The organism is Flaviflexus ciconiae (assembly GCF_003971195.1).
Classification (GTDB): Bacteria; Actinomycetota; Actinomycetes; order Actinomycetales; family Actinomycetaceae; genus Flaviflexus; species Flaviflexus ciconiae.
The window spans coordinates 1,701,411-1,723,018 of record NZ_CP034593.1 but is presented as its reverse complement, the minus strand read 5'-3'; the positions used below and the strand labels follow the sequence as shown (position 1 = coordinate 1,723,018).

Annotated in this window: 16 protein-coding genes and 3 pseudogenes; 16 read left to right on the top strand and 3 right to left on the bottom strand. The window is 60.1% G+C overall.

What is annotated here, in order from left to right; all coding sequences use genetic code 11:
• Positions 1 to 274: 274 nt before the first annotated feature.
• Both EJ997_RS07575 and EJ997_RS07570 read right to left on the bottom strand, forming a co-directional pair.
• Positions 275 to 928 carry an ATP-binding protein gene (locus EJ997_RS07575; protein WP_126704017.1) on the bottom strand — a complete coding sequence of 218 codons (654 nt, stop codon included), beginning with the start codon at positions 926 to 928 and terminating at the stop codon, positions 275 to 277.
• 18 nt (positions 929 to 946) lie between these two features.
• A complete protein-coding gene (locus EJ997_RS07570; RefSeq protein ID WP_265936857.1) occupies positions 947 to 1,570 on the bottom strand; it encodes an SMP-30/gluconolactonase/LRE family protein in 624 nt (207 codons plus the stop codon).
• 68 nt (positions 1,571 to 1,638) lie between these two features.
• Here EJ997_RS07570 and EJ997_RS13475 point away from each other — a divergent pair, with 68 nt between their 5' ends.
• Entirely contained in the window at positions 1,639 to 1,818 is a 180-nt protein-coding gene (locus tag EJ997_RS13475; RefSeq protein WP_228201662.1) for a hypothetical protein, read from the top strand.
• On the opposite strand, the pseudogene EJ997_RS07560 reads toward EJ997_RS13475, so the two are convergent.
• Positions 1,782 to 2,641, bottom strand: a pseudogene (locus tag EJ997_RS07560) (HAD-IIB family hydrolase). The gene EJ997_RS13475 and the pseudogene EJ997_RS07560 sit on opposite strands and share 37 nt — an antisense overlap.
• Before the next feature lie 585 nt (positions 2,642 to 3,226).
• Between EJ997_RS07560 and EJ997_RS07555 the strand changes: the two are divergent.
• From EJ997_RS07555 to EJ997_RS07485, 15 genes and pseudogenes are all read left to right on the top strand, one after another.
• Positions 3,227 to 4,228: a hypothetical protein gene (locus tag EJ997_RS07555; RefSeq protein ID WP_126704014.1), complete on the top strand. Its 1,002-nt coding sequence runs from the start codon at positions 3,227 to 3,229 to the stop codon at positions 4,226 to 4,228.
• 125 nt (positions 4,229 to 4,353) lie between these two features.
• Positions 4,354 to 5,150 (top strand): annotated as a pseudogene (locus EJ997_RS13765) (HAD-IIA family hydrolase).
• Positions 5,151 to 5,230: 80 nt separating this feature from the next.
• A complete protein-coding gene (locus EJ997_RS07545) occupies positions 5,231 to 6,778 on the top strand; it encodes an FGGY-family carbohydrate kinase (RefSeq protein WP_126704995.1) in 1,548 nt (515 codons plus the stop codon).
• 10 nt (positions 6,779 to 6,788) lie between these two features.
• Positions 6,789 to 7,580: a DeoR/GlpR family DNA-binding transcription regulator gene (locus EJ997_RS07540; protein ID WP_164719877.1), complete on the top strand. Its 792-nt coding sequence runs from the start codon at positions 6,789 to 6,791 to the stop codon at positions 7,578 to 7,580.
• Positions 7,581 to 7,671: 91 nt separating this feature from the next.
• Complete coding sequence (locus EJ997_RS07535; protein ID WP_126704012.1) at positions 7,672 to 9,039, top strand: sn-glycerol-1-phosphate dehydrogenase; 1,368 nt, start codon at positions 7,672 to 7,674, stop codon at positions 9,037 to 9,039.
• A 33-nt stretch (positions 9,040 to 9,072) separates the two neighbouring features.
• On the top strand, positions 9,073 to 10,743 hold the full coding sequence (locus EJ997_RS07530; protein WP_126704011.1) for a ribulokinase: 1,671 nt from the start codon (positions 9,073 to 9,075) through the stop codon (positions 10,741 to 10,743).
• Entirely contained in the window at positions 10,740 to 11,441 is a 702-nt protein-coding gene (locus EJ997_RS07525) for an L-ribulose-5-phosphate 4-epimerase (RefSeq protein ID WP_126704010.1), read from the top strand. Before EJ997_RS07530 ends, EJ997_RS07525 begins: the two co-directional genes overlap by 4 nt.
• A gap of 42 nt (positions 11,442 to 11,483) precedes the next feature.
• A complete protein-coding gene (locus EJ997_RS07520; RefSeq protein WP_126704009.1) occupies positions 11,484 to 12,995 on the top strand; it encodes a xylulokinase in 1,512 nt (503 codons plus the stop codon).
• 9 nt (positions 12,996 to 13,004) lie between these two features.
• Positions 13,005 to 14,069 carry an NAD(P)H-dependent glycerol-3-phosphate dehydrogenase gene (locus EJ997_RS07515; RefSeq protein WP_126704008.1) on the top strand — a complete coding sequence of 355 codons (1,065 nt, stop codon included), beginning with the start codon at positions 13,005 to 13,007 and terminating at the stop codon, positions 14,067 to 14,069.
• Positions 14,070 to 14,395: 326 nt separating this feature from the next.
• Positions 14,396 to 14,662 carry a hypothetical protein gene (locus EJ997_RS07510; protein WP_126704007.1) on the top strand — a complete coding sequence of 89 codons (267 nt, stop codon included), beginning with the start codon at positions 14,396 to 14,398 and terminating at the stop codon, positions 14,660 to 14,662.
• A gap of 658 nt (positions 14,663 to 15,320) precedes the next feature.
• The gene (locus tag EJ997_RS07505; protein WP_126704006.1) at positions 15,321 to 16,799 is read left to right on the top strand and encodes an FGGY-family carbohydrate kinase; all 1,479 of its coding nucleotides are present in this window, start codon (positions 15,321 to 15,323) and stop codon (positions 16,797 to 16,799) included.
• A gap of 114 nt (positions 16,800 to 16,913) precedes the next feature.
• Complete coding sequence (locus EJ997_RS07500; RefSeq protein ID WP_126704005.1) at positions 16,914 to 17,954, top strand: zinc-binding dehydrogenase; 1,041 nt, start codon at positions 16,914 to 16,916, stop codon at positions 17,952 to 17,954.
• Positions 17,955 to 18,046: 92 nt separating this feature from the next.
• Positions 18,047 to 19,552 carry an FGGY-family carbohydrate kinase gene (locus EJ997_RS07495; protein ID WP_126704004.1) on the top strand — a complete coding sequence of 502 codons (1,506 nt, stop codon included), beginning with the start codon at positions 18,047 to 18,049 and terminating at the stop codon, positions 19,550 to 19,552.
• 40 nt (positions 19,553 to 19,592) lie between these two features.
• Positions 19,593 to 20,618 carry a 2-hydroxyacid dehydrogenase gene (locus tag EJ997_RS07490; protein WP_126704003.1) on the top strand — a complete coding sequence of 342 codons (1,026 nt, stop codon included), beginning with the start codon at positions 19,593 to 19,595 and terminating at the stop codon, positions 20,616 to 20,618.
• Positions 20,619 to 20,624: 6 nt separating this feature from the next.
• Positions 20,625 to 21,277: pseudogene (locus EJ997_RS07485) on the top strand (class II aldolase/adducin family protein).
• The last annotated feature ends 331 nt before the right edge of the window (positions 21,278 to 21,608 follow it).

Sequence of the window (21,608 nt, the reverse complement as noted above, 5' to 3'; positions counted from 1 at the left end):
TTCGCACATGCCAACGTGTAATCGGTGTTAGTACTGCCGTTGCACCAACCTGTTGGTGGCCAGATGCGCTGACGTGGGGGTAGCCGCTGGCAAGGCGATCTCAGGGCCTTAGAGTTCCCTATAGGGAATCGGTTCCCAAAAGACTGCAGGTTGTGGGGCCGTCCTATTTATATAAGAGGAGTGGCTTGCTACCCTCGTGCGGATCGGTGGCGGGTACTGTGCCTGCTAAGTTGTTTGCCGGCTAAGTTGCTTATGGTTTGCCTGGAGTGCGTCCTTATCGGCGGACCTTCGCCAACATTTGGGTGAGGGCTTCGTGGGCTTCGACGATGGAGACCCGGCGGGCTCCCTTGCGTTCCAGATCCCGGTACATTTCGGGCTCGTGAATCATGTGGGAGATGCCGCGGCGGATAAGGGGGATGGGTGGCTTGCGGCCTTCGTCAAGGTCCCTCATGAGCCGGAACCAGAAGGTTTGGAGGCGGGGACGGGAAATGCAGAAGGCGTCCGCGAGGATGCCTTCCCTCCGGCACAGGTGAACAAGCTCGGCCGCAAAGATCCCTTCGGCAAGAAAAAGTGGTGAGCCCTCGAGGTCGAGGGTACGTTCTGCCACCTTCGAGTTGGTGGGGATGTCGTAGATGGGAAGAGTGGCTTCGCCAGTCGTGGCGAGCTTGATCAGTGCGCCCAGGGCGCCCTGCCTGTCCCAACATGCGGGAGAGTCCCAGTCGATGATCCCGTGCTTACGAGGGAGACCCGGGTGGGTGTCGTCGTAGTAAAAATCGTCAAGGGCGACGACGGGCAGGCCGGTGCGGCCCGTGAACCTCGTCTTGCCGGACCCGGAGGGGCCGGTCACGAGGATTACCCGGGCCTGAGGCTCACGTTCCTCGGGCGGGAGATCAAAGAGTGCACCGTCACCGGTGAGGTTCGTCGTCACCTGACCGATGATAGTCCGTCAGCCGCCGTACTCGGCAACGGGCATGCCCGGCACGTCTACCTCGACCGCGAACACCGCTCCTGCTTCCGGCTCCGGATCCTCAAGGTTTTCGCGCGATGTTGTGATGAACAGGGTGCGCATGTCCGGTCCTCCCAGTGTGCACGCCGTGACCAGCTGAACAGGAAGCTGGATCTCCGTGAGAATCTCGGCGTCGGGGGAGTAGAGACGCACCTTGCCGTGACGGTTCATTGCCACCCAGATATTGCCCTCTGAGTCGACCGTCAGACCATCGTTGCTGGCGCCGTCCGACGAGGCGAACGGCCTACGGTTGATGAGGCGCTTATCGATGACGTCAAAGACATCGGTCTGACGAAGCTTCGTATCGTTGTAGTAGGCGAGAGTGCCGTCGGGGGAGAATGCAATACCGTTCGAGGTGGAGACGTGCGGGAGGACGACAGTCTTTTCGCCGCTCGGGCTGACCCGGAAGAGCTGGCCGGCCCCTTCCGTACGGTCGTATGCCATGGACCCGCAGTAGAGGTTGCCCCAGGGATCGCAGCCGCCCTCGTTGAAGCGAAGGTTCGAGTCGTCCCAGAAGGCAGGTTCGGCAACCGGATCGCCGAAGGGCGAAGAGGCAAGGGCAATCGTGTTTTCGAGGCCGACAACGTAGCCGCCCGGGAGCGGGGCCGAACGAAGGCTGCAATCTTGCCGACGTGGAGGCGATCGACGTCGCCGTCGCCGTTCAAGGTGAGGAGGTCGCCAGCAAGCATGTCGACCCAGCGCAGGCCACCCCAGGAGGGATGCCAGCAGGGGCCTTCGCCGTGGTCGGCGACGGGATCGGTGATCTGCTCGGGTGTCATGATGTTCTCCTCACGATCGCGTTGATGAGCTGAGCTACGGGGAAGTCAATGTTGGGTAGAACGACGTCGCATACGTCGATGACGTCGGGTGTGGAATGCGGAGCTGCCACAGAAATCCCGACCTTGGGAAGCCAGGGAACGTCGTTACCGGAGTCGCCAACGCCGAGTGCGCCCTCCGCGGTCAGGCCGCGATCCTTCAGGGTAGCTTCGATCCCGGTCCACTTCGTGATGCCATCGGGGTGAGCTCCAGAGCGAAGGCATGGCCGCGGACGGCTTCCGGGAACTCCTCCAGGATCCGTTCCTGATGCTGGTCGAGGATTCTTGAATCGCCACCGAACTGGACCTTTGTCGCGTGCCTGAGGTCGGCGGTTTCAAGGTCGAGCTGGCGGATCGGGCGCCCCTCATTCGCGTTAAGCGCCACGTTGAGCAGGTTCATGTCTCCGGCATCGATGTCGAAGTCGCCCATGTCCATGACAATGTCGTCGACAAAGTAGACAGCGGGAACGACGCCGATGCTACGACCAAGTTCGATGAAGCGCTCCAGCTGCTCCGTTGGCATCGGGTATGCGTGAACAATGGACTGTCCGTCCCAGACGATACTGCCGCAGTTTGCGATCACCCAGCCTTCGATACCTGCACGTTCAAGCAGTCGGACGCCTGCTTGGAGGAGGCGTCCCGTGGCAACGGTGATGGGGTAACCAGCGGCGTGTGCGGCTTGAAGGGCATCAACCGTGGGCTGGTGAGTAATCGAATGCTCGTCCGTGAGGGTGCCGTCAACGTCGAAAACGAAGTGTTTCGGCTGGTCGGCGGGCCAGGGCAGATTATCAAGATCCAGGACAGGAGTTTCGCTCTTCATCACGCCCTCACTCTAGTAGACAGGCGTGATGGGGAGAATAACGTGACTCACAGGGAGACGCGTGCGTGCAATCGATTGCGCAAAGTAAGGATCGCCTTGGGAATTGGTGCACATCAACCAAAGCAATGGGGAAATTAACACGAATAGTGTTACTGTCTACGATGACGGTGTGACCGCGAACATCGGTGTTACGGTCCAGCACCTGGCAAAGATGTCAGGAAGGGAGGTTCAAATGCGCGGAATGAGCCATCAAACTCATGATCTGAGTGCCGGCTTGACGTGTCGATTGGACGTCCCTCGACACGTCTGCGGCAGTCCTGAAGAGATTCAAGGCCGCACGGAGACAGCGATCGGGAGGGCTCACAAGCCCAACTATCTCGATTTCAAGGTACCTGCCTTACGGAGCGTCGGCGCCAGTGAGCTGGGACACCGTCATATAACAGGAGTAAGCGACCCAGAATCTGGGACGTTTGTCCAAACAAAATCGCCGCAGCGCCCCTCCTCCACCGTTGGCGGAAGGGACTGCATCTCCCTGTCAGAGATGCACGGCGCACTCAGCCCCACAAACTAAAAGAGGATTTCAACGTGGAATTTGATCTCTTATGGCTCGTCGCCTCCTTCGGCGGCGGCGCCTTTGGCGCAGCAATCGGCGGACAGACCGCCTTTATCTTTACCGGCATTCTCTACATGATCGGCCTCGGCGGTTACCTCGGTGGCGTCGACATGGGTTGGTTCATGGGTTCGATCGTGTTCGGCCCGGTCTTCGGCCCGCACATCGCCTTCCTTGGTGGCGCGGCAGCAGCCGCTTACGCCGCTAAGAAGGGTGTGATGGCAGGCGGGGCCAACGGCCGTGACATTGTCACACCGCTGGCCGGCATTGGGCGCTCGGACGTTCTCGTCGTCGGTGGTGTCTTCGGTATGGTTGGCTACCTTGTCAACAACCTCCTCGCCGAGGTCCCGGCCCTTTCGGTCAGCGACCCAGATCTGCACTACGGTGCGGAAGTCATCGGCTGGACGGATACCGTCGCTCTGACAATTGTTATCGTCTCCATCGCAGTCCGCTTCATCTGGGGTTCCACCGGCCTCTTCTCGACCAAGGATCACGCTCTTCTCGCCGTCGGCGAAGGCAAGCACTGGGTCGAGCACCAGGAAGGCTGGGGCATCACCGCGATGCACGGTCTCACCTCGGGCATCATGTCGGCATTCGCCACCATCTGGCTGGTTGTCTTCATCTTCCCGACAGCCCCCGGCATTGTTAACCACGCGCAGCTCGTTGGCTGGGCCATCTCGGCTATCTCCCTGATCTTCCTGTCGCTCGGCATGAAGACCCCGGTCACGCACCACATGACGATCGTCGCTTCGATCGCAGCACTCAAGTTCGCTCCGATCCTCGCTGGCACGTCCGATGTCACCGCATGGGATGGCGACGTCATGATCGTCGTTGCAGTCATCATCGGCGGTATCTTCGGTGCCCTTGCCGGTGTCCTTGGTGAGGCGCTCTCGCGTATGACCAACGCCAACGGCGACACCCACATTGATCCCCGGCATTCGCCATCTGGATCGGTACCTCGGTTCTGTACGTCCTGACCGCGATCCTCGCATAGTCAAGTACGGCTTACAGAAACAACTCAACACCCATAACAAAACACCCAAGGAGCGCAGTCTTGATTCTCTCTTCGCCGGACAAGCTATTTGATGCATATGTATTCGACATGGACGGAACCATTTATCTCGGTGAGGATCTGCTCCCCGGAGCTAAGCGTCTCATCGAGGGACTGCGCTCCTTGGGTAAACCTGTTCGTTTCCTTTCGAACAACCCAACGAAGGACCCCGAGCTGTACGTAGAAAAGCTCGAACGGCTCGGGATCCCGACCCCCGTCTCCGAGATCGCCAACACGGTGGTCACCACCACGCGCTGGCTAAAGATGCACCACCCGGACGCGACCGTCTTCCCCATCTCGGAAGAACCGCTCAAGAAGGCACTGGCTGAAGCCGGGATCAAGATGAGCGAAAACCCGGAGGAGATCGACATTGTCATCGCCTCCTACGACAGAACTTTTGAATACCGCAAGCTCCAGATCGCTTTTGATGCCATCTGGTTCCACAAGCGGGCATTCCTTATTACGACGAATCCGGACAAGTACTGCCCGTTCCCCGGGGAAGAGGGGAACCGGACGCCGCAGGCATTGTTGCCGCGATCGAGGCGACAACCGGAACGAAACTGAAGGCCAACATGGGCAAGCCCGAGACTGCCATGCTCGAGGCGGCACTGGGCGACCTCGATGTTGACCCGAAGAACTGCATGATGGTGGGCGACCGCCTCGGAACCGACATCGGCATGGCAGTGAACACGGGCATGGCGTCAACGCTGGTCCTTACCGGCGACTCGACCTACGCCGAAGCGCAGGGGCTCGATGAAGAGCACCAGCCGACGTATGTCCTGGAACGCGTTGACCACCTCATTCCGGAGTCCATTCGCTCCGACTGGGGCTGGACCGACGAAGACTAAACGAGATTAACGAACGAATCTAGGTGGAGATAACTGTGACAACTCACAACACGAATACTCGTCCTGACGGACCCTTCGTCATGGGCATCGACTTCGGCACCGAGTCGTGCCGTGTCGGCATTTTCGACCTTGTCGGGTCGCCCGTTGCGTTTGCTGCGACGACCTACAAGACGACCCACCCGGCGCCGGGCTGGGCCGAGCAGTCCCCGATCGACTGGTGGGGCGCTCTCGTCGCCTCGACGCACCGCGTCATGGAGCGCGCTGGCCTCCAGCCGCACCAGATTGCCGGCATTTCCTACGATGCGACGACGATGACCGTCGTGGCGCTCGACAAGACCGGTGAGGCTCTGCGCCCAGCAATCATGTGGATGGACGTCCGTGCAACCGAGCAGGCCGCACGCGTTGCCGAGACGAAGTCGACGGCCCGTCGCTACACCGGCAACGGCACCCTTCCTCCCACCGCCGAATGGTTCCCCTTCAAGGCTGCCTGGCTGCGCGAGAATGAGCCGGACACCTACAGGAACGCCTACCGCATTGTTGATGCTCCGGACTGGCTCACCTACCAGCTGACCGGCGAGTGGACACTCAACATCAACACCGCCGCTCACCGCATGTACTACGACCGTGACAACGGTGGCTGGCCGACCGACCTCTACGAGGAGGCCGGCGCGGGCGACGTTTTCGAGAAGCTTCCGGAGACCGTGAACGACCTCGGTGTTCCCGTCGGTGGCCTCGCTAACCGCGCCGCCGAGCAGCTCGGCCTGATCCCCGGCACCCCCGTTGCGCAGGGTGGCGGCGACGCCTGGCACGGTCAGATCGGCCTCAACGTTCTGCGCCCGGGCAAGATGACCCTCGTGACGGGCTCCTCGCACGTCATGTCCGGCCAGTCTCCGGAACCCGTTTCTGGCCCCGGTTTCTTCGGCGGCTACACGGACGGTGTTGTTCCCGGTCAGTACACGGTCGAGACCTCGCTCGTGTCCTCCGGTTCGGTCCTCAAGTGGTTCAAGGACAACTTCTGCCCCGATATCGAGGCGGCCGCGCAGTCGACGGGTCTCAACACCTACGACATCATGAACCAGCGTTCCGCCGATATCCCGATCGGTTGCGACGGTCTGCTCATCAACGAGTACTTCCAGGGCAACCGCACCCCGTACTCCGACTCGAAGGCCCGCGGTGTCATCACCGGCCTGTCGCTTTCGCACAGCCGTGAGCACATGTACAAGGCCATCCAGGAAGCCGTCTGCTACGGCGTCGAAGCCAACATGCGCAAGCTTGCTGACGCTGGCTTCGAGGTCAAGCAGTTCGTTGCCTGCGGTGGCTCCACGAAGTCGCGCAGCTGGATGCAGATGCACTCCGACGTCACCGGTATTCCGATCACACTCACGGAGGTCGGCGATGCTGTGACCCTCGGCTCCTGCATTCTCGCAGCCGCCGGTGCCGGCCTGTACGACTCGGTGCAGGACGCTGCCGACAACATGGTGCACGAGCGCGAGCACATCGAGCCCGACATGGCCAAGCACGAGCAGTACAAGTTCTTCGCGGACCAGTACGTTGCTCAGTACCCGCTTGTCCAGGAGCACGTCCACACGACCGTCGACTACGTCGATAGCCTCCGCAAGAACGCGTAACGGAGCAGACGTGTCGGAGGCCAGTCGGGGGGCGACGGTAAGCGTCTCGAAGCAGCAGCGCCAGGATGAACTTGCTCGGCTGATCTACGAGCGCGGTTCCATCAGAACTGATGAACTCATCGAGCTCTTCGACGTGTCTCCTATGACCCTTTACCGTGATCTCGCCACGCTGGAGTCGAAGCGCCTTGTGCGCCGCTCCCGTGGCGAGGTCGCGGCGGTCACCAACTCCACCTCGGAAACACCTATCTCTTTCCGTCTCGTGCAGGATGTCTCGGCCAAGGCCAAAATTGCTAAGGTTGCGGCCGAGATCCTGGCCGACTATTCCACAATCTTCCTTGATGATTCGACGACCGCACTAGCGATAGTCGACCTGTTGCCCGATGTGCAGCAAAAGACGTACATCACGAATTCGCTCGCAGTGTCGCGGGCCCTCTCGCAATCCGTTCAGGGCAAACTCATTTCGCTCGGCGGCACCTATAATCCTCAGCTTGACGCTTTTTTCGGCCCGACAGCTACCAAAGAGATAACGAACCTTAACCCGTCCGCCGTTGTCGTCGGAGCCGCTTCGGTTCAGAATTTCGCTGTCTACCACCCGTACGCGGAGGTGGGGTCGTTCAAGTCTCTTGCCATGTCACAGGCAGAATTCTCGGTCCTCGTTGTTGCGGCACCGAAGTTTAAACGCACGTCTCTCCACAAAATGGCCGAAATCTCTGATTTTGACTGCGTCATCACTGATGATGGCATCGATGAGGAAACTCTGGCCGAACTGAGAGGGGAGACGCACGTCATAGTTGCCCGCTAAACTGGGTGACCACTTGTCGTTTAGAAACCGGACGATCATCGAGGCTATCGAATCGTCCTTCATGATCGTTAGGTCTAGAGAGGAATAGATAATGTCGACCGAACTTATCAATAAGGCACTTGAAACTGCCGAGGAGACGAAGGCTATCTCGTTTGGCAAGGACGTTAACAAAGACACCGGACCGATGTTTGCCGAGCAGTTCCCGGGTTCGAAGGTCCTCGTTGTCGCCGACGAAAACACGTACGCTGCCGTCGGCGACGATGTTGTTGCATCGCTGAAGGCCGCGAACGTTGAGTTTGCTGACGAACCGTACATCTTTCCGGGTACCCCCACCCTGTACGGCGGATATGAGAACGTTGAAATTCTCCGCGAGGCCATCCGTCCCTACGAAAACACCGTTGTTGTTTCCCTTGGTGCGGGCACGCTTAACGACATTGCTAAGCTCGCCTCCGGCGAACTGGAACGTCCCTATATCAACGTCTGCACCGCAGCCTCGGTAGATGGCTTTGCGGCGTTCGGTGCTTCGATCGCCAAGGACGGTTTTAAGATCACTCGTTCATGCCCGGCCCCCGTCGGCCTTATCGCCGACGTTGACACGATGGTGAACGCACCGGCACGCCTGACCGCCACCGGCTACGGCGACCTCATCGAGAAGATCCCCGCCGGCGCGGACTGGATTCTCTCCGACGAGCTCGGCATCGAATCCATTGACCCCTACACGTGGAGCCTCGTCCAGGGCCCGCTGCGCGAATCCCTTGCCAACCCGGAAGGTACCGCGAACGGCGACGAGGACGCGATCGCTAAGCTCGGCGAAGGCCAGATCATGTCGGGTCTTGCCATGCAGGCATACTCTTCGTCCCGTCCTGCTTCGGGTGCCGGCCACCAGTTCTCCCACACGTGGGAGATGGAGGGGCACGGCCTCGACTGGGAGCCGCCGCTCAGCCACGGATTCAAGGTTGGCGTTGGAACCGTCGCATCGTGCGCCATGTGGGAAGTTTTCCTCTCCATGGATGTCGAGGATTTCGATGTTGAGAAGGCGCTGTCGAAGGTGAAGTCCGCCGAGCAGGTTGAGGCCGACGTTCGCGCGATCCTCGACCCCCGGATCCAGGACGAAGCAGTCAAGCATTCGCTCGGTAAGCGCATGGAAGGCGATGCCCTCGTGGAGCGCATTGAGCTTCTCAAGGAAAAGTGGCCGACCATCAAGGAGCGTTGCACCAAGCAGCTGATCTCCGCGCAGGAGGCCATGGACATGCTCAAGGCGGCGGGCGCCCCCCACCACCCCGAGCTCATCAAGGTTGATTGGGATCGTTTCCGCGAGACCCACTTCAAGGCTCAGATGATCCGCCCCCGTTACACGGTGCTGGATATTCTGACCGACCTGGGCATCCTCGACGAGGTTGTCGAAAAGCTGTTCTCTCCCGAGGGTTTCTGGGGCCAGCACCAGCATCCCGAGGCGTAACCACACAGAATCCATACGAAGGAGTAAAACCACATGTCGAACGACAAGTACATCGTCGGTATTGACTTCGGAACGCTTTCGGGCCGTGCCGTTGTAGTCCGAGCATCCAATGGCGAGCAGCTCGGAACTGCCGTAACCGAGTACCGCCACGCGGTCATGGACCGGACGCTTGATGCCGGTGATGGTCAGAAGCTGCCCCCGGAGTTTGCTCTCCAGGTTCCCGCCGACTACATCGAAGTTCTTGGAACTGCCGTTCCTAACGCGGTGAAGGATGCTGGTGTGGACCCCGCCGACATCGTCGGCATCGGCATTGATGCCACATCCGCAACCGTGTTCTTCACCGACGCCGAGGGCAACGTGCTCTGCGAGCAGGAGAAGTTCAAGAACAACCCGCACGCCTACATCAAGCTGTGGAAGCACCACGGTGCACAGGACCAGGCCGACCGTCTCGTCGCCGCCGCCGAAGAGCGTGGCGAAGAGTGGCTCGAGCGCTACGGCGGAGTCCTCTCCTCCGAGCTTCTCCTCCCGAAGGCCCTCGAGGTCTTCGAGAAGGCACCCGAGGTCTACGAAGAGACGGCCGAGATCGTCAACCTTCTCGACTGGGTGACCTGGAAGCTAACCGGCACGCTCAGCTACGCGGCAGGCGACTCCGGCTATAAGCGCATGCTGCAGGACGGCGAATACCCGTCGAAGGACTACCTGAAGTCCGTTGCACCGGGCTTCGAGGATGTCTTCGAGACCCGCATGAACAAGGAAATCCTCCCGCTCGGCGCCAAGGTTGGCGGACTGACCGAGGAAATGGCCGAACTGACCGGTCTCAAGGCCGGCACCGCCGTTGCCTCCGGCAACATCGACGCCCACGTCGTCGTTGCGGGCGCGAACGCTGTTCGCCCCGGTCAGCTCACCGCAATCCTCGGAACGTCCTCCTGCTACGTCATTAACGGTGAGGATTACAAGAACGTTCCCGGTACCTTCGGTATCGTCGATGGCGGCGCCGTTGACGGCTACTGGGGCTTCGAGGGCGGACAGACCGCTGTTGGCGACATCTTCGCTTGGTTCACGGACAACTGCGTTCCCGCGGAGTACGCGCAGAAGGCCGCCCGCAAGGGCATTTCGCTCCACGACTTCCTCGTGGCGAAGGCAGCCGACCAGGAAGTTGGCGAGCACGGCCTGATCGCGCTCGACTGGCACAACGGCAACCGTTCGATCCTGGCTGACGCACGCCTGTCCGGCCTGGTCATCGGCCAGACCCTGACGACGACGCCCGAGGACACGTACCGGGCACTGCTCGAGGCCACGCTGTTCGGCACTCGTGTCATCATCGAGAACTTCGAGGAGCACGGCGTCCAGGTTGAGGAAATCGTCGCGGCCGGCGGTCTTCTCAAGAACTCGTTCTACATGCAGCTCATGGCTGACATTACGCGTCGCCCGATCTCAGTCTCCGAAGCGGAGCAGACCGGTGCACTCGGCTCCGCCGTGTTCGCCGCAGTCGCCGCCGGTGTTTACGAGGACGTCTTCCAGGCCGCAGAGGCCATGGCGAACGTTCGTAAGGACGCCTACCTTCCGAACGAGGATCGCGCAGCCAAGTACGATGCTCTGTTCGAGATCTACAAGGAGCTGCATGACCAGTTCGGCCGGAACCCGAACTCGCCCATGTATCGCCTGAAGGACATCAAGGCAAAGGCCTACGAGAGCAGCAAATGATCAAGCTGACTGAGCTTTCGCAAGATATCCAAGATGCGGTAGCTGCAACGAGGGAGAAGGTCGCGAAGCTCCATGCGGAGCTTCCGGCCAACAACCTCGTCGTGTGGACAGCGGGGAACGTGTCTGAACGCGTTCCCGGCGCAGACCTGTTCGTCATCAAGCCCTCCGGGGTCCGGTACGACGAACTGAGCGCCGAGGTCATGGTCGTGTGCACGATGGATGGGGAGAAGATCGAGGACGGTACACCGGCGCGACTTTCCCCCTCCTCGGACACGGCGGCCCACGCCTACGTGTATCGACACATGCCGGAGGTTGGTGGAGTGGTTCATACCCACTCCACCTACGCAACGGCATTCGCTGCCGTTCATCAGCCCATTCCTTGCGTCCTGACCATGATGGGCGACGAGTTCGGCGGGGAAGTTCCCGTCGGCCCCTTCGCCATCATTGGTGACGACTCGATTGGGCGGGGAATCGTTGAGACGCTTAAGGACTCGCGTTCCCCCGCCGTTCTGATGGCTAACCACGGCCCGTTCACGATCGGTAAGGATGCAACCGCGGCCGTTAAGGCGGCCGTCATGGTAGAGGAAGTTGCGCGGACCGTCGCGGCCGCTAGGACCCTCGGGGAACCGGTTCCTGTTGCGCAGGAACATATCGACTCCCTCTACGATCGATACCAGAACGTTTACGGACAGAAATAGGTCAGTAGCGTCTGCAGCAGTAGAGAAGTACGAGGAGTAGCCATGTCCGATCCGTTAGTTATAGCCGTTGACTCGTCAACGTCAGCCACCAAAGCCGTTGTCGTCGACAAGTCAGGCCAGGTCCTTTCCACCGGTAAGGCAGACATTGATCTGCTGACGCCGGGAATGGACATGTACGAGCACGACCCCGTCCAGTGGTGGGAGTCGACCGAAACGGCAATCTCGCAGGCGTGCGCGGCGCTCAGCGATGCTGATCGGCAGCGGATCAAGGCTCTCTGCATTACTCACCAGCGCGAATCTTTCGCGCTCGTCGACGAGGATGGTGGGGCGCTTCGCCCCGCCATCCTCTGGCTCGACTCCCGCGCGGGTGACGAGATCAAGGAACACGGCTCCGACCACATCCACGAACTGTCCGGCAAGCCCGCCGACACGACCCCCGCGCTCTACAAGATTGCGTGGCTGAAAAAGCACGAGCCCGAGGTTCTCACCTCGGCTCACAAGCTTGTTGATGTCCACGCCTACCTCGCCCACCACCTGGTGGGCCGCTGGGTTTCGGCCGTAGGCTCCGCCGATACCCTCAACCTTCTTGATATCGCGAACGTCGACTACTCGGATGAGCTTCTCGACATCGCGGGCGTCACGAGGGAGCAGATGGCGGAGCTGGCCCCGTCGGCCTCGATCATCGACACCATCAAGAAGGAACTCACGGACTCGTGGGGTATTCCCGGTGACGTTGTTCTTGTTGCTGGCGTCGGGGATGGTCAGGCCGCCGGCCTTGGCACCTCCGCTATCGATGAGGACGTCGCCTACGTCAATATTGGAACCTCGGTGGTCGCCGGTGTGCACGCCTTCGAGTACGCGTACTCTCCGGCCTACCGCACTCTCCTTGGTGGTATCCCCGACTCGTACGTTCTTGAGATCGTCCAGAACTCAGGTTCTGTTCTCGCGAACTGGTTCCGCAAGGAACTTGGCGACCCCGCGCTCGATGGCGGGCTCGACCCCGAGCTGGATGCTGCGGCCGAAGCACTTGAACCCGGTACCGACGGCCTGCTGACCGTGCCGTACTGGAATGCCGTGCAGTCCCCGCACTGGGATCCGTTTGCAAAGGGCATTGTGCTCGGCTTCGGTTCCGCCCACACTCGTGCCCACATGTACCGCTCGATCATCGAGGGCATGGCAATCGAACTACGAGGCAACTTGGAACGCGTCCAGGAATCGACCGGCAGGAAGCTCCGCGAACTGCGGTGCACGGGCGGCGGTTCCCGCAATCCCCTCTACCGCAGAATTTTCGCCGACGCGACCGGCCTCCCCCTCGTTGTCTCCGGCGTTGACGAAGTCAGCGCCCAGGGCGCGGCAATGATGGCGATGGCAGCGATCGGTGCGTACCCCGATGTGCAGTCGGCCTCCGAGGGTATGGCTAGCTTCGTTGACCGCACCGACCCGGATCCCGAGGCGCACGAGATTTACGGCGAATGGGCCGCAATCCAGCAGGATATTTACCCGGCACTCGCCGATATCTTTACTCGAATCAACTCTGTTACGAAACGGAAGTAGGAATAAGCAATGGCAACAATCGTTATCCTCGGATCCGGAATCATGGGGACGGCACTGTCGTTCCCGGCGTCGGAGAACGGCCACGAGGTACGCCTCGTCGGAACGTTCCTTGACCGGGAGATCGTCGAGTCGATCCAGACCACCGGTGTTCACCCCGACCTTGGCCTCAAGGTCAATGACGGCGTGACCGCCTACCAGCTCGAGCAGGCGAAGGAAGCCTTCGAGGGTGCCGATGTCGTCATGTCGGGCGTCAACTCCTTCGGGGTTGAGTGGATCGGTGAACAGCTGGCTGACCTCCTTCAGCCGGGACAGAAGTTCCTCTGCATCACGAAGGGCATGAGGGCCGATGAGGGGACTGGCGACCTGCAGCTCCTCCCGGACAAGATCAAGGAATACCTAGATCCCGAGCTGGCTGAACAGATCTCCTGGAATGCCATTACCGGCCCGTCGATCGCTGGCGAGCTTGCCGTCCACCACGACACCGCCGTGGTCTTCTGCGGTCACGACAAGGACGACCTCGAGTACCTGGCCGACCTGTTCCGCACCGACTACTACCATGTGTGGACCTCGACCGACTTCATTGGTCACGAGACCGGTGCTGCCACGAAGAACATCTACGCCTTCGCAGCCGGCTTTGCCGAGGGCCTTCTTCGCAAGCAGGGCAAGGAAAATGACAAGTACGTCATGTACAACTTCGGTGCCGCGATCTTCGCGCAGGGCCAGCGGGAGCTCCGCTCCTTCGTCAAGCTCATGGGTGGCAACCCGGACACCGCAGACGGTCTGGGCGGCGTCGGCGACATGTTCGTGACCTCCATGGGTGGACGCAATGTCAAGGCCGGCACGCTCGTCGGACAGGGCATTCCCTTCTCCGAAGTCCGCGACCAGCACATGAAGGGCGTGACGCTCGAAGGCGTCGCAGCTATCAAGGTCGTCGGTAAGGCACTTGGCCCGCTCACCGAACGCGGCGTCATCAAGCCCGAAGAGTACCCGCTGTGCCGGTTCCTTTACTCAGTCGTTGCCGAAGACGCTCCCCTCGACATTCCGTGGGACAAGTTCTTCCAGGACCTGACCTAGTACATCGCGACTAACGACTCTGGGGCTCTCCGAAAGGGGAGCCCCAGAATCATAAGTTGCTACGGAAGTTAACCCAATAAGAAACGAGCCCGATGAGTTGCGAATCGGCAAGATAATCCTTGGTGTATCTCGAATCCGAAGCCGCATTCACGCTTTGGCGTAGTGGATCTTCAGGTCGAGGTAAGCGCGACCCCATTTTTTCAGACTGGGACGCAACTAATGAGGGACCTTCGAAGTCGGCAGGTACGTTGTTAGCCAATTTATCCACTTAGTGCACGCCGACTGTTGATCCTTCCTACAAGTCAACGTCATGACCGGGGATATTCATGTCTGATGTTATCGCGCAGATGTTGCTGAACCGCAGGCTGGCACGGGTAAGTGCGAATCGTGCGCATGCTTTGACGGTTATTGAAATGGCCGAGAAGCATGTGCAAACGGCTCAAGTTCTTGCTGGCATGGATGACCGGACCATGGCGTTCACCGCGGCTGACGATGCGGCTCGTAAAGCCCTGGCTGCCGTCTTAGCAGTTGAAGGATTGCGAGCGCGTCCTGTTGGAGGGGCGCACCGTAATACGCAAATTGCGGCGGCATAGTTTGTTGATGGTTCCGCACTCTTGGAGTTTGATTGGGTGCGGCAAGTGCGTAACGCGACCGAGTATCCTAGTGATGACCGCCAGTCGGCAACCGCAAAAATGTTCAGGATGCCATAGTTGCGGCCTCGGCTATCGTTGCTGTCTGTACGGTGTATGTGCGCGATTGATCCTGGATACTGGTCAACCTTTATTGTCCTAGTTTAAGTGGTTAAAGGGATATCCGTAGGCGCTCGCATTCAAGACCACGTGTCCGCCCAGCTAGGTAAGACATCCTTTCTGGGGTACGTGTACCGCATGAGGTGCTCCATGTTCTTGACGTGGCGTTTGTACGGCACTCTTCCTTTAACTGGATGATGTGTTCCAGCTAAAGGAGGCCTGGGTACATAAAGAACCTGCTCGAATGAGCAAAGACATCGCTCGTTTTTCTCATGGTTTCATATTCTATGAGTTATTCATTTATCGTTCGAGTTAATAAAAGCATGATGAATTTACCGTGTTCCATTGAGAAAAGGTGCACGTTCAAGAGTGAAAACTCCATTGACACTGAGGGATGGGTCAAGGATGATTAAAGGCGTGCGTGACTGCTGTCACGTCGAAAATGTTGGTGCGCGCGGGGTGAGTGCGGCCGGCAAAACCTCAAATCAAAGGAGATTGAGAGATGTCAGATCTTGTTATCGGTATCGATATCGGCACAGGCTCGACGAAGGGTGTTCTGTCGGACACTGACGGAAATGTAATCCATAGTGAGGTGGTCCGCCACGAAACTTCGTTCCCCCGTCCGGGATGGGCGGAGCACGATCCGGACGAAACGTGGTGGAAGGATGTTGTCGAGATCTGTCGCAGGCTGACGGCCCGCGCCAAGGGCGATGTTGCAGGTCTCTGCATCTCCGGTATCGGCCCCGTTTTCCTGGCTGCTGATGAACGCGGGCAGGGCCTGCGTCCCGCAATTCTTTATGGCGTTGATACTCGTTCGGCTAAAGAAATTGACGAGCTGACGGAGCGTTACGGCTCGGATAAGATCCTCGAGGTCTGCGGTAACCACATGACGTCGCAGTCGGTGGGACCGAAGATTGAGTGGCTGACCCGCAACGAGCCCGATGTTTGGGCGCGTACGAAGCGTTTCTTGATGGCGCACACCTACTGCATTTTCCACCTGACCGGTGAATACGTGCTCGATCACCTGTCCGCTTCGATGTGCGAGCCCCTGTACTCGCCGTTCACGAACGACTGGGTTGACGAGTGGGTTGAAGATATCTGCGGTGACCTGCCGATGCCGAGGCTTATGTGGTCGAACGAGGTTGCCGGTCGCATCACCGACAACGCTGCTCGAATCACCGGTCTGCGCCCGGGTACCCCGGTTGCTGTTGGCACCATTGACGCTTTCTCGGAAGCGCTCTCGGTGGGCGTGAGCCAGCCGGGCCAGGTCATGCTCATGTACGGCTCGACCATGGTTGCCGTGCAAATCTCCGACAAGCCACTTATTGCTCCGTCGCTGTGGTCGAACGCTGGCCTCTTCGAGGGAACGTCGAATGTTTCGGGTGGTATGTCGACCACGGGCTCGCTGACCACGTGGGTTGCTGAACTGTCGGGACGCAACTACGACGAGCTCACCCAGCTTGCTGGCGAGTCCTCGCCGGGCGCACGCGGCCTGCTTATGCTTCCGTACTTCTCCGGTGAGCGTTCGCCGATTGCCGACCCGAATGCTCGCGGCGTGCTTGCCGGCCTGAACCTGACCCACTCGTACGGAGATATTTACCGTTCTGCGCTGGAGGCAACGGGCTACGGCTCGCGCCACCTCCTCGATTCGATCAAGGATTCAGGTGGTGCAGCATCCGAGTACTGGGCTGTTGGCGGCGGCACGACAGGTGGCCTGTGGCCCCAGATCATGTCCGACATCATCGGCATTAAGCAGTACATCCCGAAGGTTACGATCGGTGCCTCGTACGGCGACGCTCTCCTAGCGTCGATGGCTGCGGGCGTTGTTGACGTCAACACGACATGGAACTCTGCAGAGCGCGAGGTTGAGCCCAACCCGGACAACCTGGATATCTACGGCGAGATGTACAAGATCTATCTGGATCTCTATCCGGCCACGGCTGATGTCAGCCACAGGCTGGCAGACATCCAGGCACGTTAGAAGTAGCTGTGTGCGGGAGGACAGGGAATCCTGGCCTTCCGCACATCGTTGCCCGTTAAACCAACGGAGGGGCGAATGCTCCTCCACCTATTGAATGTTCACGAGGGAGAACGCATGAAAGCGGCAATTTTCGCAGGACCGGGAAAGCTTGAACTACGAGATATTGAGAAGCCGACGGCGAACAGGGGAGAGCTTGTCCTCAAGGTCGGTGCCAACACCGTATGCGGGACCGACGGTCGTATCCTTCGCGGAGAGAAGTCCGCTGGAATCGACGTCGGGGTTGTCCTCGGCCACGAGATCTCCGGCTACGTTGAAGAAATTGGTGCGGGCGTTGAGGGCTTTGAGGTCGGCGACCTCGTTGGGATTCTTCCCACGATCCCGTGCCTCGAGTGCTACTACTGCGCTCGCGGTGCCGAGCACCTGTGCATCGACTCCGACATCTTCGGGTACCGGGTGAATGGCGGTCTTGCCGAGTACGTGCTGATCCCGGAATCGGCAATGAAGCGCGGGGGAGTCTTCAAGGCGGCCCCGCACCTTACACCGGCGGAGGTGGCTCTCGCGGAACCCCTCGGCTGCGTTCTAAACGGAGCCGATAACTACAAGACCGAGGTCGGTGACACCGTCCTGATCCAGGGCGCTGGCCCGATCGGTCTGCTCCACACCCAGCTCAACAGGTTGCTCGGCGCTGAGAAGGTCATCGTTTCCGACCCATCTGACTCGCGTCGGGAGATCGCGGAATCGATGGGAGCCACCCACACGATTAATCCGCTTGAGCAGGATCTCACAGAGTTCGTGAAGGACCTGACGGATGGGCGCGGTGCCGATGTCGTGGTCATCTGTATTGGCCGCGGCGAGCTCATCAACCAGGCATTCCAGGCCGCACGCAAGGGCGCCAGGGTTAATGCCTTTGCTGGGTTCTCGAAGGAAGCGCTCGCGGAGATCGACCCGAACCTCATCCACTACGGCGAGCTCGTTGTCACGGGCGCATCGAACGCTGGTCGTGCCTCCCACGAAAAGGCCCTCGCCCTTATCGGTGCAGGACTCATTGATGTGAAGGCGCTCCACACCCACACGTTCCCTCTCGATGACGTTGTCGAAGGGATTGAGTTTGCCCAAACGGGCGAAGGTATCAAGGTTGCGATCGTCCCCAACTAGGACGTAGCTGAGTCGGCGCGGGAGGTGCCCGGATCTTGCGCCGGCTCTAAGACTCTGCAGTTTCGCCGGGGAATGCTCAAGGAGGAGCAACCATGGAAGTCATTATTGGAGTTGACGGCGGCACAACCGCGGTTAAGGCTGTTGCGTTCACACTTGACGGCGAGATTTACGCAACTCATCACGAATCTGTTCCCGTTAACTACGGCCCCAGTGGGGAGGCCGAGCAGGACATGAATCTGATCTGGCAGGCAGTCGCGGACTGCCTGAGCTCGGTTGTGAAGCAGCTCGATGGTCACGACATTGTTGGCATTGGCCTCACCGGACAAGGTGATGGCGTGTGGCTCGTCGACGAGGTCGGTGAGCCGGTCCGTCCCGCCGCGAACTGGATGGATGGTCGTGCGGGTGACCGAGTGGCCGCCTGGACCGCTGACGGTAAGGACGCGAAGGTCCTAGAGGTCACCGGAACGTCCCTGTTCTCCGGTCTCTTTCCGGTCCTCCTTGAGGAGCTCAGGGAGAACGAACCTGACGTCATTGCGCGCGCGGCTACCCAGCTGTACTGCAAGGACTGGCTCCGCTTTAAGCTCACCGGTGAGCGCGCCACCGACTATTCGGAAGCCTCCCGTACCTTCCTTGATGTTCGCGATGCTTCGGGATACTCCGAGCAACTCGCAGCTTCGCTTAATATGACCGATGCGCTGGCACTTCTTCCCGAGGTGCGCCACCCCGCCGGTAAGGCCAGCCCGTTGTCCGCCGAGGCTTCGGAACTCACCGGTATCCCCGAAGGCACCCCCGTTGGCGTGGGCCAGATCGACGTCGCCGTCACCGGTGCGGGCCTGGGCATGGTTGAGAACGGCAACACCTGGCTCATCCTCGGCACTACCGGTTTTGTGGGAACGCTTCTCCCGTCCGTGTCCGAACGCAAGTCCGACCTATCGATGGTTCTTGCGACCGGCAACGACGCGCAGGTGCTTGAGTTCATGGCTCCCATGACGGGAACCCCGAACCTTGACTGGATCAAGAAGATGCTCGGGCTTGAAGAAGCCAACTGGGGTGACATCGAAGCTGTTGCCCGCAAGGCCGGCCCCGGATCCCACGGCGTTGTCTACCTGCCGTACGCGTCCCCGGGCGGCGAACGGGCACCGTTCCTCGACCCGCACGCCTCCGCTTCCTGGCAGGGCATGTCGCTCACGACGGAGCGGGAAGACATCCTCCGGTCGGTGTACGAAGGTGTGGCCTTCTCCCTGGTCGAATGCATCGAAACCCTGGAAGTTCAGGACGACCTGCTGGTATCCGGCGGCGGCTTCCGCTCCGACCTGCTTTGCGAAATACTTGCCGATGCGACGGGCCTGACCGTTGTGCGTCAGGATGCTCCCGAGGCAGGAGCACGCGGTGCTGCCGTGCTCGGCCTTGTATCCGCGGGCCGCTACGACACGGTGGAAGAAGCAGCGAGGGCACTCGGAGCCACCACCGAGACGTTTGAACCGAACGCCGAGAACCGGGACATCTACCGCGCCGCCTACGACCTGTTCCTGGAGACCAGGGCGGCCCTGCGGCCGGTGTGGCCGGATATGAGGAACCTCCGCAAGCAAACGAACTAGGACGAAGAAGCAGACGAACTAGGACGAACTAGGAAGAGAAATGAAAATACTCATCGCATCGGACGGATTCCTCACCGATGATGTCCTCACCACCGCTATCCAAAACGAGCTCCCGGATGCTGAGCTCTCCCGCATTGCCTCGACGTGGCCCACACCAGCATTTGGTGATGTTGGGGATGTGCGGGAGGCACTCGGTGACGAGGACGCCCTGATCGAAGCCCTCCAGGGCAACGAGGTTGTCATCTCCCACACCTTCCCGTTCACCGAGAAGGTTATTGCGGCAAGCCCCGACCTGAAGCTCATCACGATCTGTCGCGGCGGCCCCGTCAACGTCAATATCGACGCAGCCACCAAGCACGGTGTCATGGTCTCCTATGCGCCCGGACGCAATGCTCGGGCCACGGCTGAACACTCCGTTGCCATGCTGCTCGCCGCAGCCAGGCAGATCGCCCAGCGGCACATGGAAGTGGTGAACGGGGAGTGGGCAACCGATTACTACCTGTTCGAGAAAACCGGCCAGGAAGTCGGAGCCTCCACCGTTGGCGTCATCGGCTACGGAGCTATCGGAGCCCGCGTTGCGGCAATCATGTCCGCATTCGGCGCACGCGTCCTCGTCTTTGATCCGTTCAAGGAGCCCGGTAGCGACGGCACCATCGAGTTCGTTGGACTCGACCAGCTGCTCGCAGAGTCCGACTTCGTGACGCTCCACGCACGCGTCACCGACGAGAATCGGCACATGATTAACGCCGATAGCCTCGCGAAGATGAAGAAGGGTTCGATCCTCGTCAACTGCGCTCGCGGCCCTCTTGTCGACTACGACGCTGTTTGTGACTCCATTGACTCCGGTCATCTCCACGCCGCTGCGTTCGACTGCCTGCCCGAGGAGCCGCTACCGGCGGACCACCGCCTGCTACGCACCCCGCGCATTACCTTCACCCCTCACCTTGCGGGAGCCTCCCAGGAAGCCTCGCGCGTGGCTGCTCGTATCGGCTCCGCCGATATTGCTGCGTATGCGCGAGGGGAACTACCCACCCATCTCGCCAATCCCGACGTCAAGAGAAAGTGAATATCAATGCTGTACGAGAAGGAACGCCAAGAGGTTGTTGAAACCTGCCAGTTCATGGTGAAGGAAAACCTCGTTGTTGGAACTGCGGGTAACGTATCCGTCCGAATTGGCGACCACGTTGTTATCTCCCCGTCGGGGTTGACTACGACACGATGGTCGCCGAGGACGTTGTCGTATACGACATGGATGGCAACCATGTGGAGGGCAAGCTGAAGCCGTCCTCCGAACTGCCCCTCCACATTGCCGTCTACGAATCGACGGATGCCCAGGCGGTGACCCACAACCACGCGTACGCTTCGACGGCCCTTGGCCTCGTTGTTGATGAGATCCCGCCCTCGCACTACTACTCGGGCATGCTTGGTGGCATTATCCGCGTGGCCCCCTATGCCGAGTTCGGCACGGATCAGCTCGCCATCAATGTCGCCAAGGCACTCGAAGGTCGTAGCGGTGCACTCATGAAGAACCATGGCGCGATCACCCTGGGCCCGAACCTCAAGAAGGCCGTGAACCTCCTGCCCATCCTCGAATATATTTGCGAGATCCAGCTCAGGGCCATGGCAACCGGAGCCCCGATTTCCCTCCTCAGTCAGGAACAGATCGACAGTGCCGTCGTTGGCATGTCGACCTACGGCAAGCAGCCCGGAAGGGACGAGGGCTAAGCCTTTCGGCAAGAGTCCAACGAGCGCGGGGTGGGGGAGTTGAAAGCTTCTCTGCCCCGCGCGGCACTTACCGGTCTGGTCCGGTTTGAAACTGGGCTAATCGTCATCACCCGTCGCGGGCTCCTCCAATGGGCCGGTCACGTGTCCGGCGCCCGAGTTTTTCCATACCGTCCCGCGCTTCCCGCCCGAGCAGGAACGCCGGGTTGGGGGAGAGAAGCCGGGTCACCGACATTCGCATTCCACGCCCGACGCTTTCTCGTATCGGTCGAAAGTCACCCACCTCAACACTGAGAGAATGACTGAATGTAGTTGAACGTATTCCCATCATGAA

What these genes read in the sequence shown, in the direction of transcription:
- EJ997_RS07490 (WP_126704003.1), top strand. Translation starts at nt 19,593, where the DNA reads ATGAAAATACTCATCGCATCGGACGGATTCCTCACCGATGATGTCCTC.
- EJ997_RS07500 (WP_126704005.1), top strand. Translation starts at nt 16,914, where the DNA reads ATGAAAGCGGCAATTTTCGCAGGACCGGGAAAGCTTGAACTACGAGAT.
- EJ997_RS07520 (WP_126704009.1), top strand. Translation starts at nt 11,484, where the DNA reads ATGTCCGATCCGTTAGTTATAGCCGTTGACTCGTCAACGTCAGCCACC.
- EJ997_RS07510 (WP_126704007.1), top strand. Translation starts at nt 14,396, where the DNA reads ATGTCTGATGTTATCGCGCAGATGTTGCTGAACCGCAGGCTGGCACGG.
- EJ997_RS07545 (WP_126704995.1), top strand. Translation starts at nt 5,231, where the DNA reads ATGGGCATCGACTTCGGCACCGAGTCGTGCCGTGTCGGCATTTTCGAC.
- EJ997_RS07530 (WP_126704011.1), top strand. Translation starts at nt 9,073, where the DNA reads ATGTCGAACGACAAGTACATCGTCGGTATTGACTTCGGAACGCTTTCG.
- EJ997_RS07505 (WP_126704006.1), top strand. Translation starts at nt 15,321, where the DNA reads ATGTCAGATCTTGTTATCGGTATCGATATCGGCACAGGCTCGACGAAG.
- EJ997_RS07515 (WP_126704008.1), top strand. Translation starts at nt 13,005, where the DNA reads ATGGCAACAATCGTTATCCTCGGATCCGGAATCATGGGGACGGCACTG.
- EJ997_RS07525 (WP_126704010.1), top strand. Translation starts at nt 10,740, where the DNA reads ATGATCAAGCTGACTGAGCTTTCGCAAGATATCCAAGATGCGGTAGCT.
- EJ997_RS07535 (WP_126704012.1), top strand. Translation starts at nt 7,672, where the DNA reads ATGTCGACCGAACTTATCAATAAGGCACTTGAAACTGCCGAGGAGACG.
- EJ997_RS07495 (WP_126704004.1), top strand. Translation starts at nt 18,047, where the DNA reads ATGGAAGTCATTATTGGAGTTGACGGCGGCACAACCGCGGTTAAGGCT.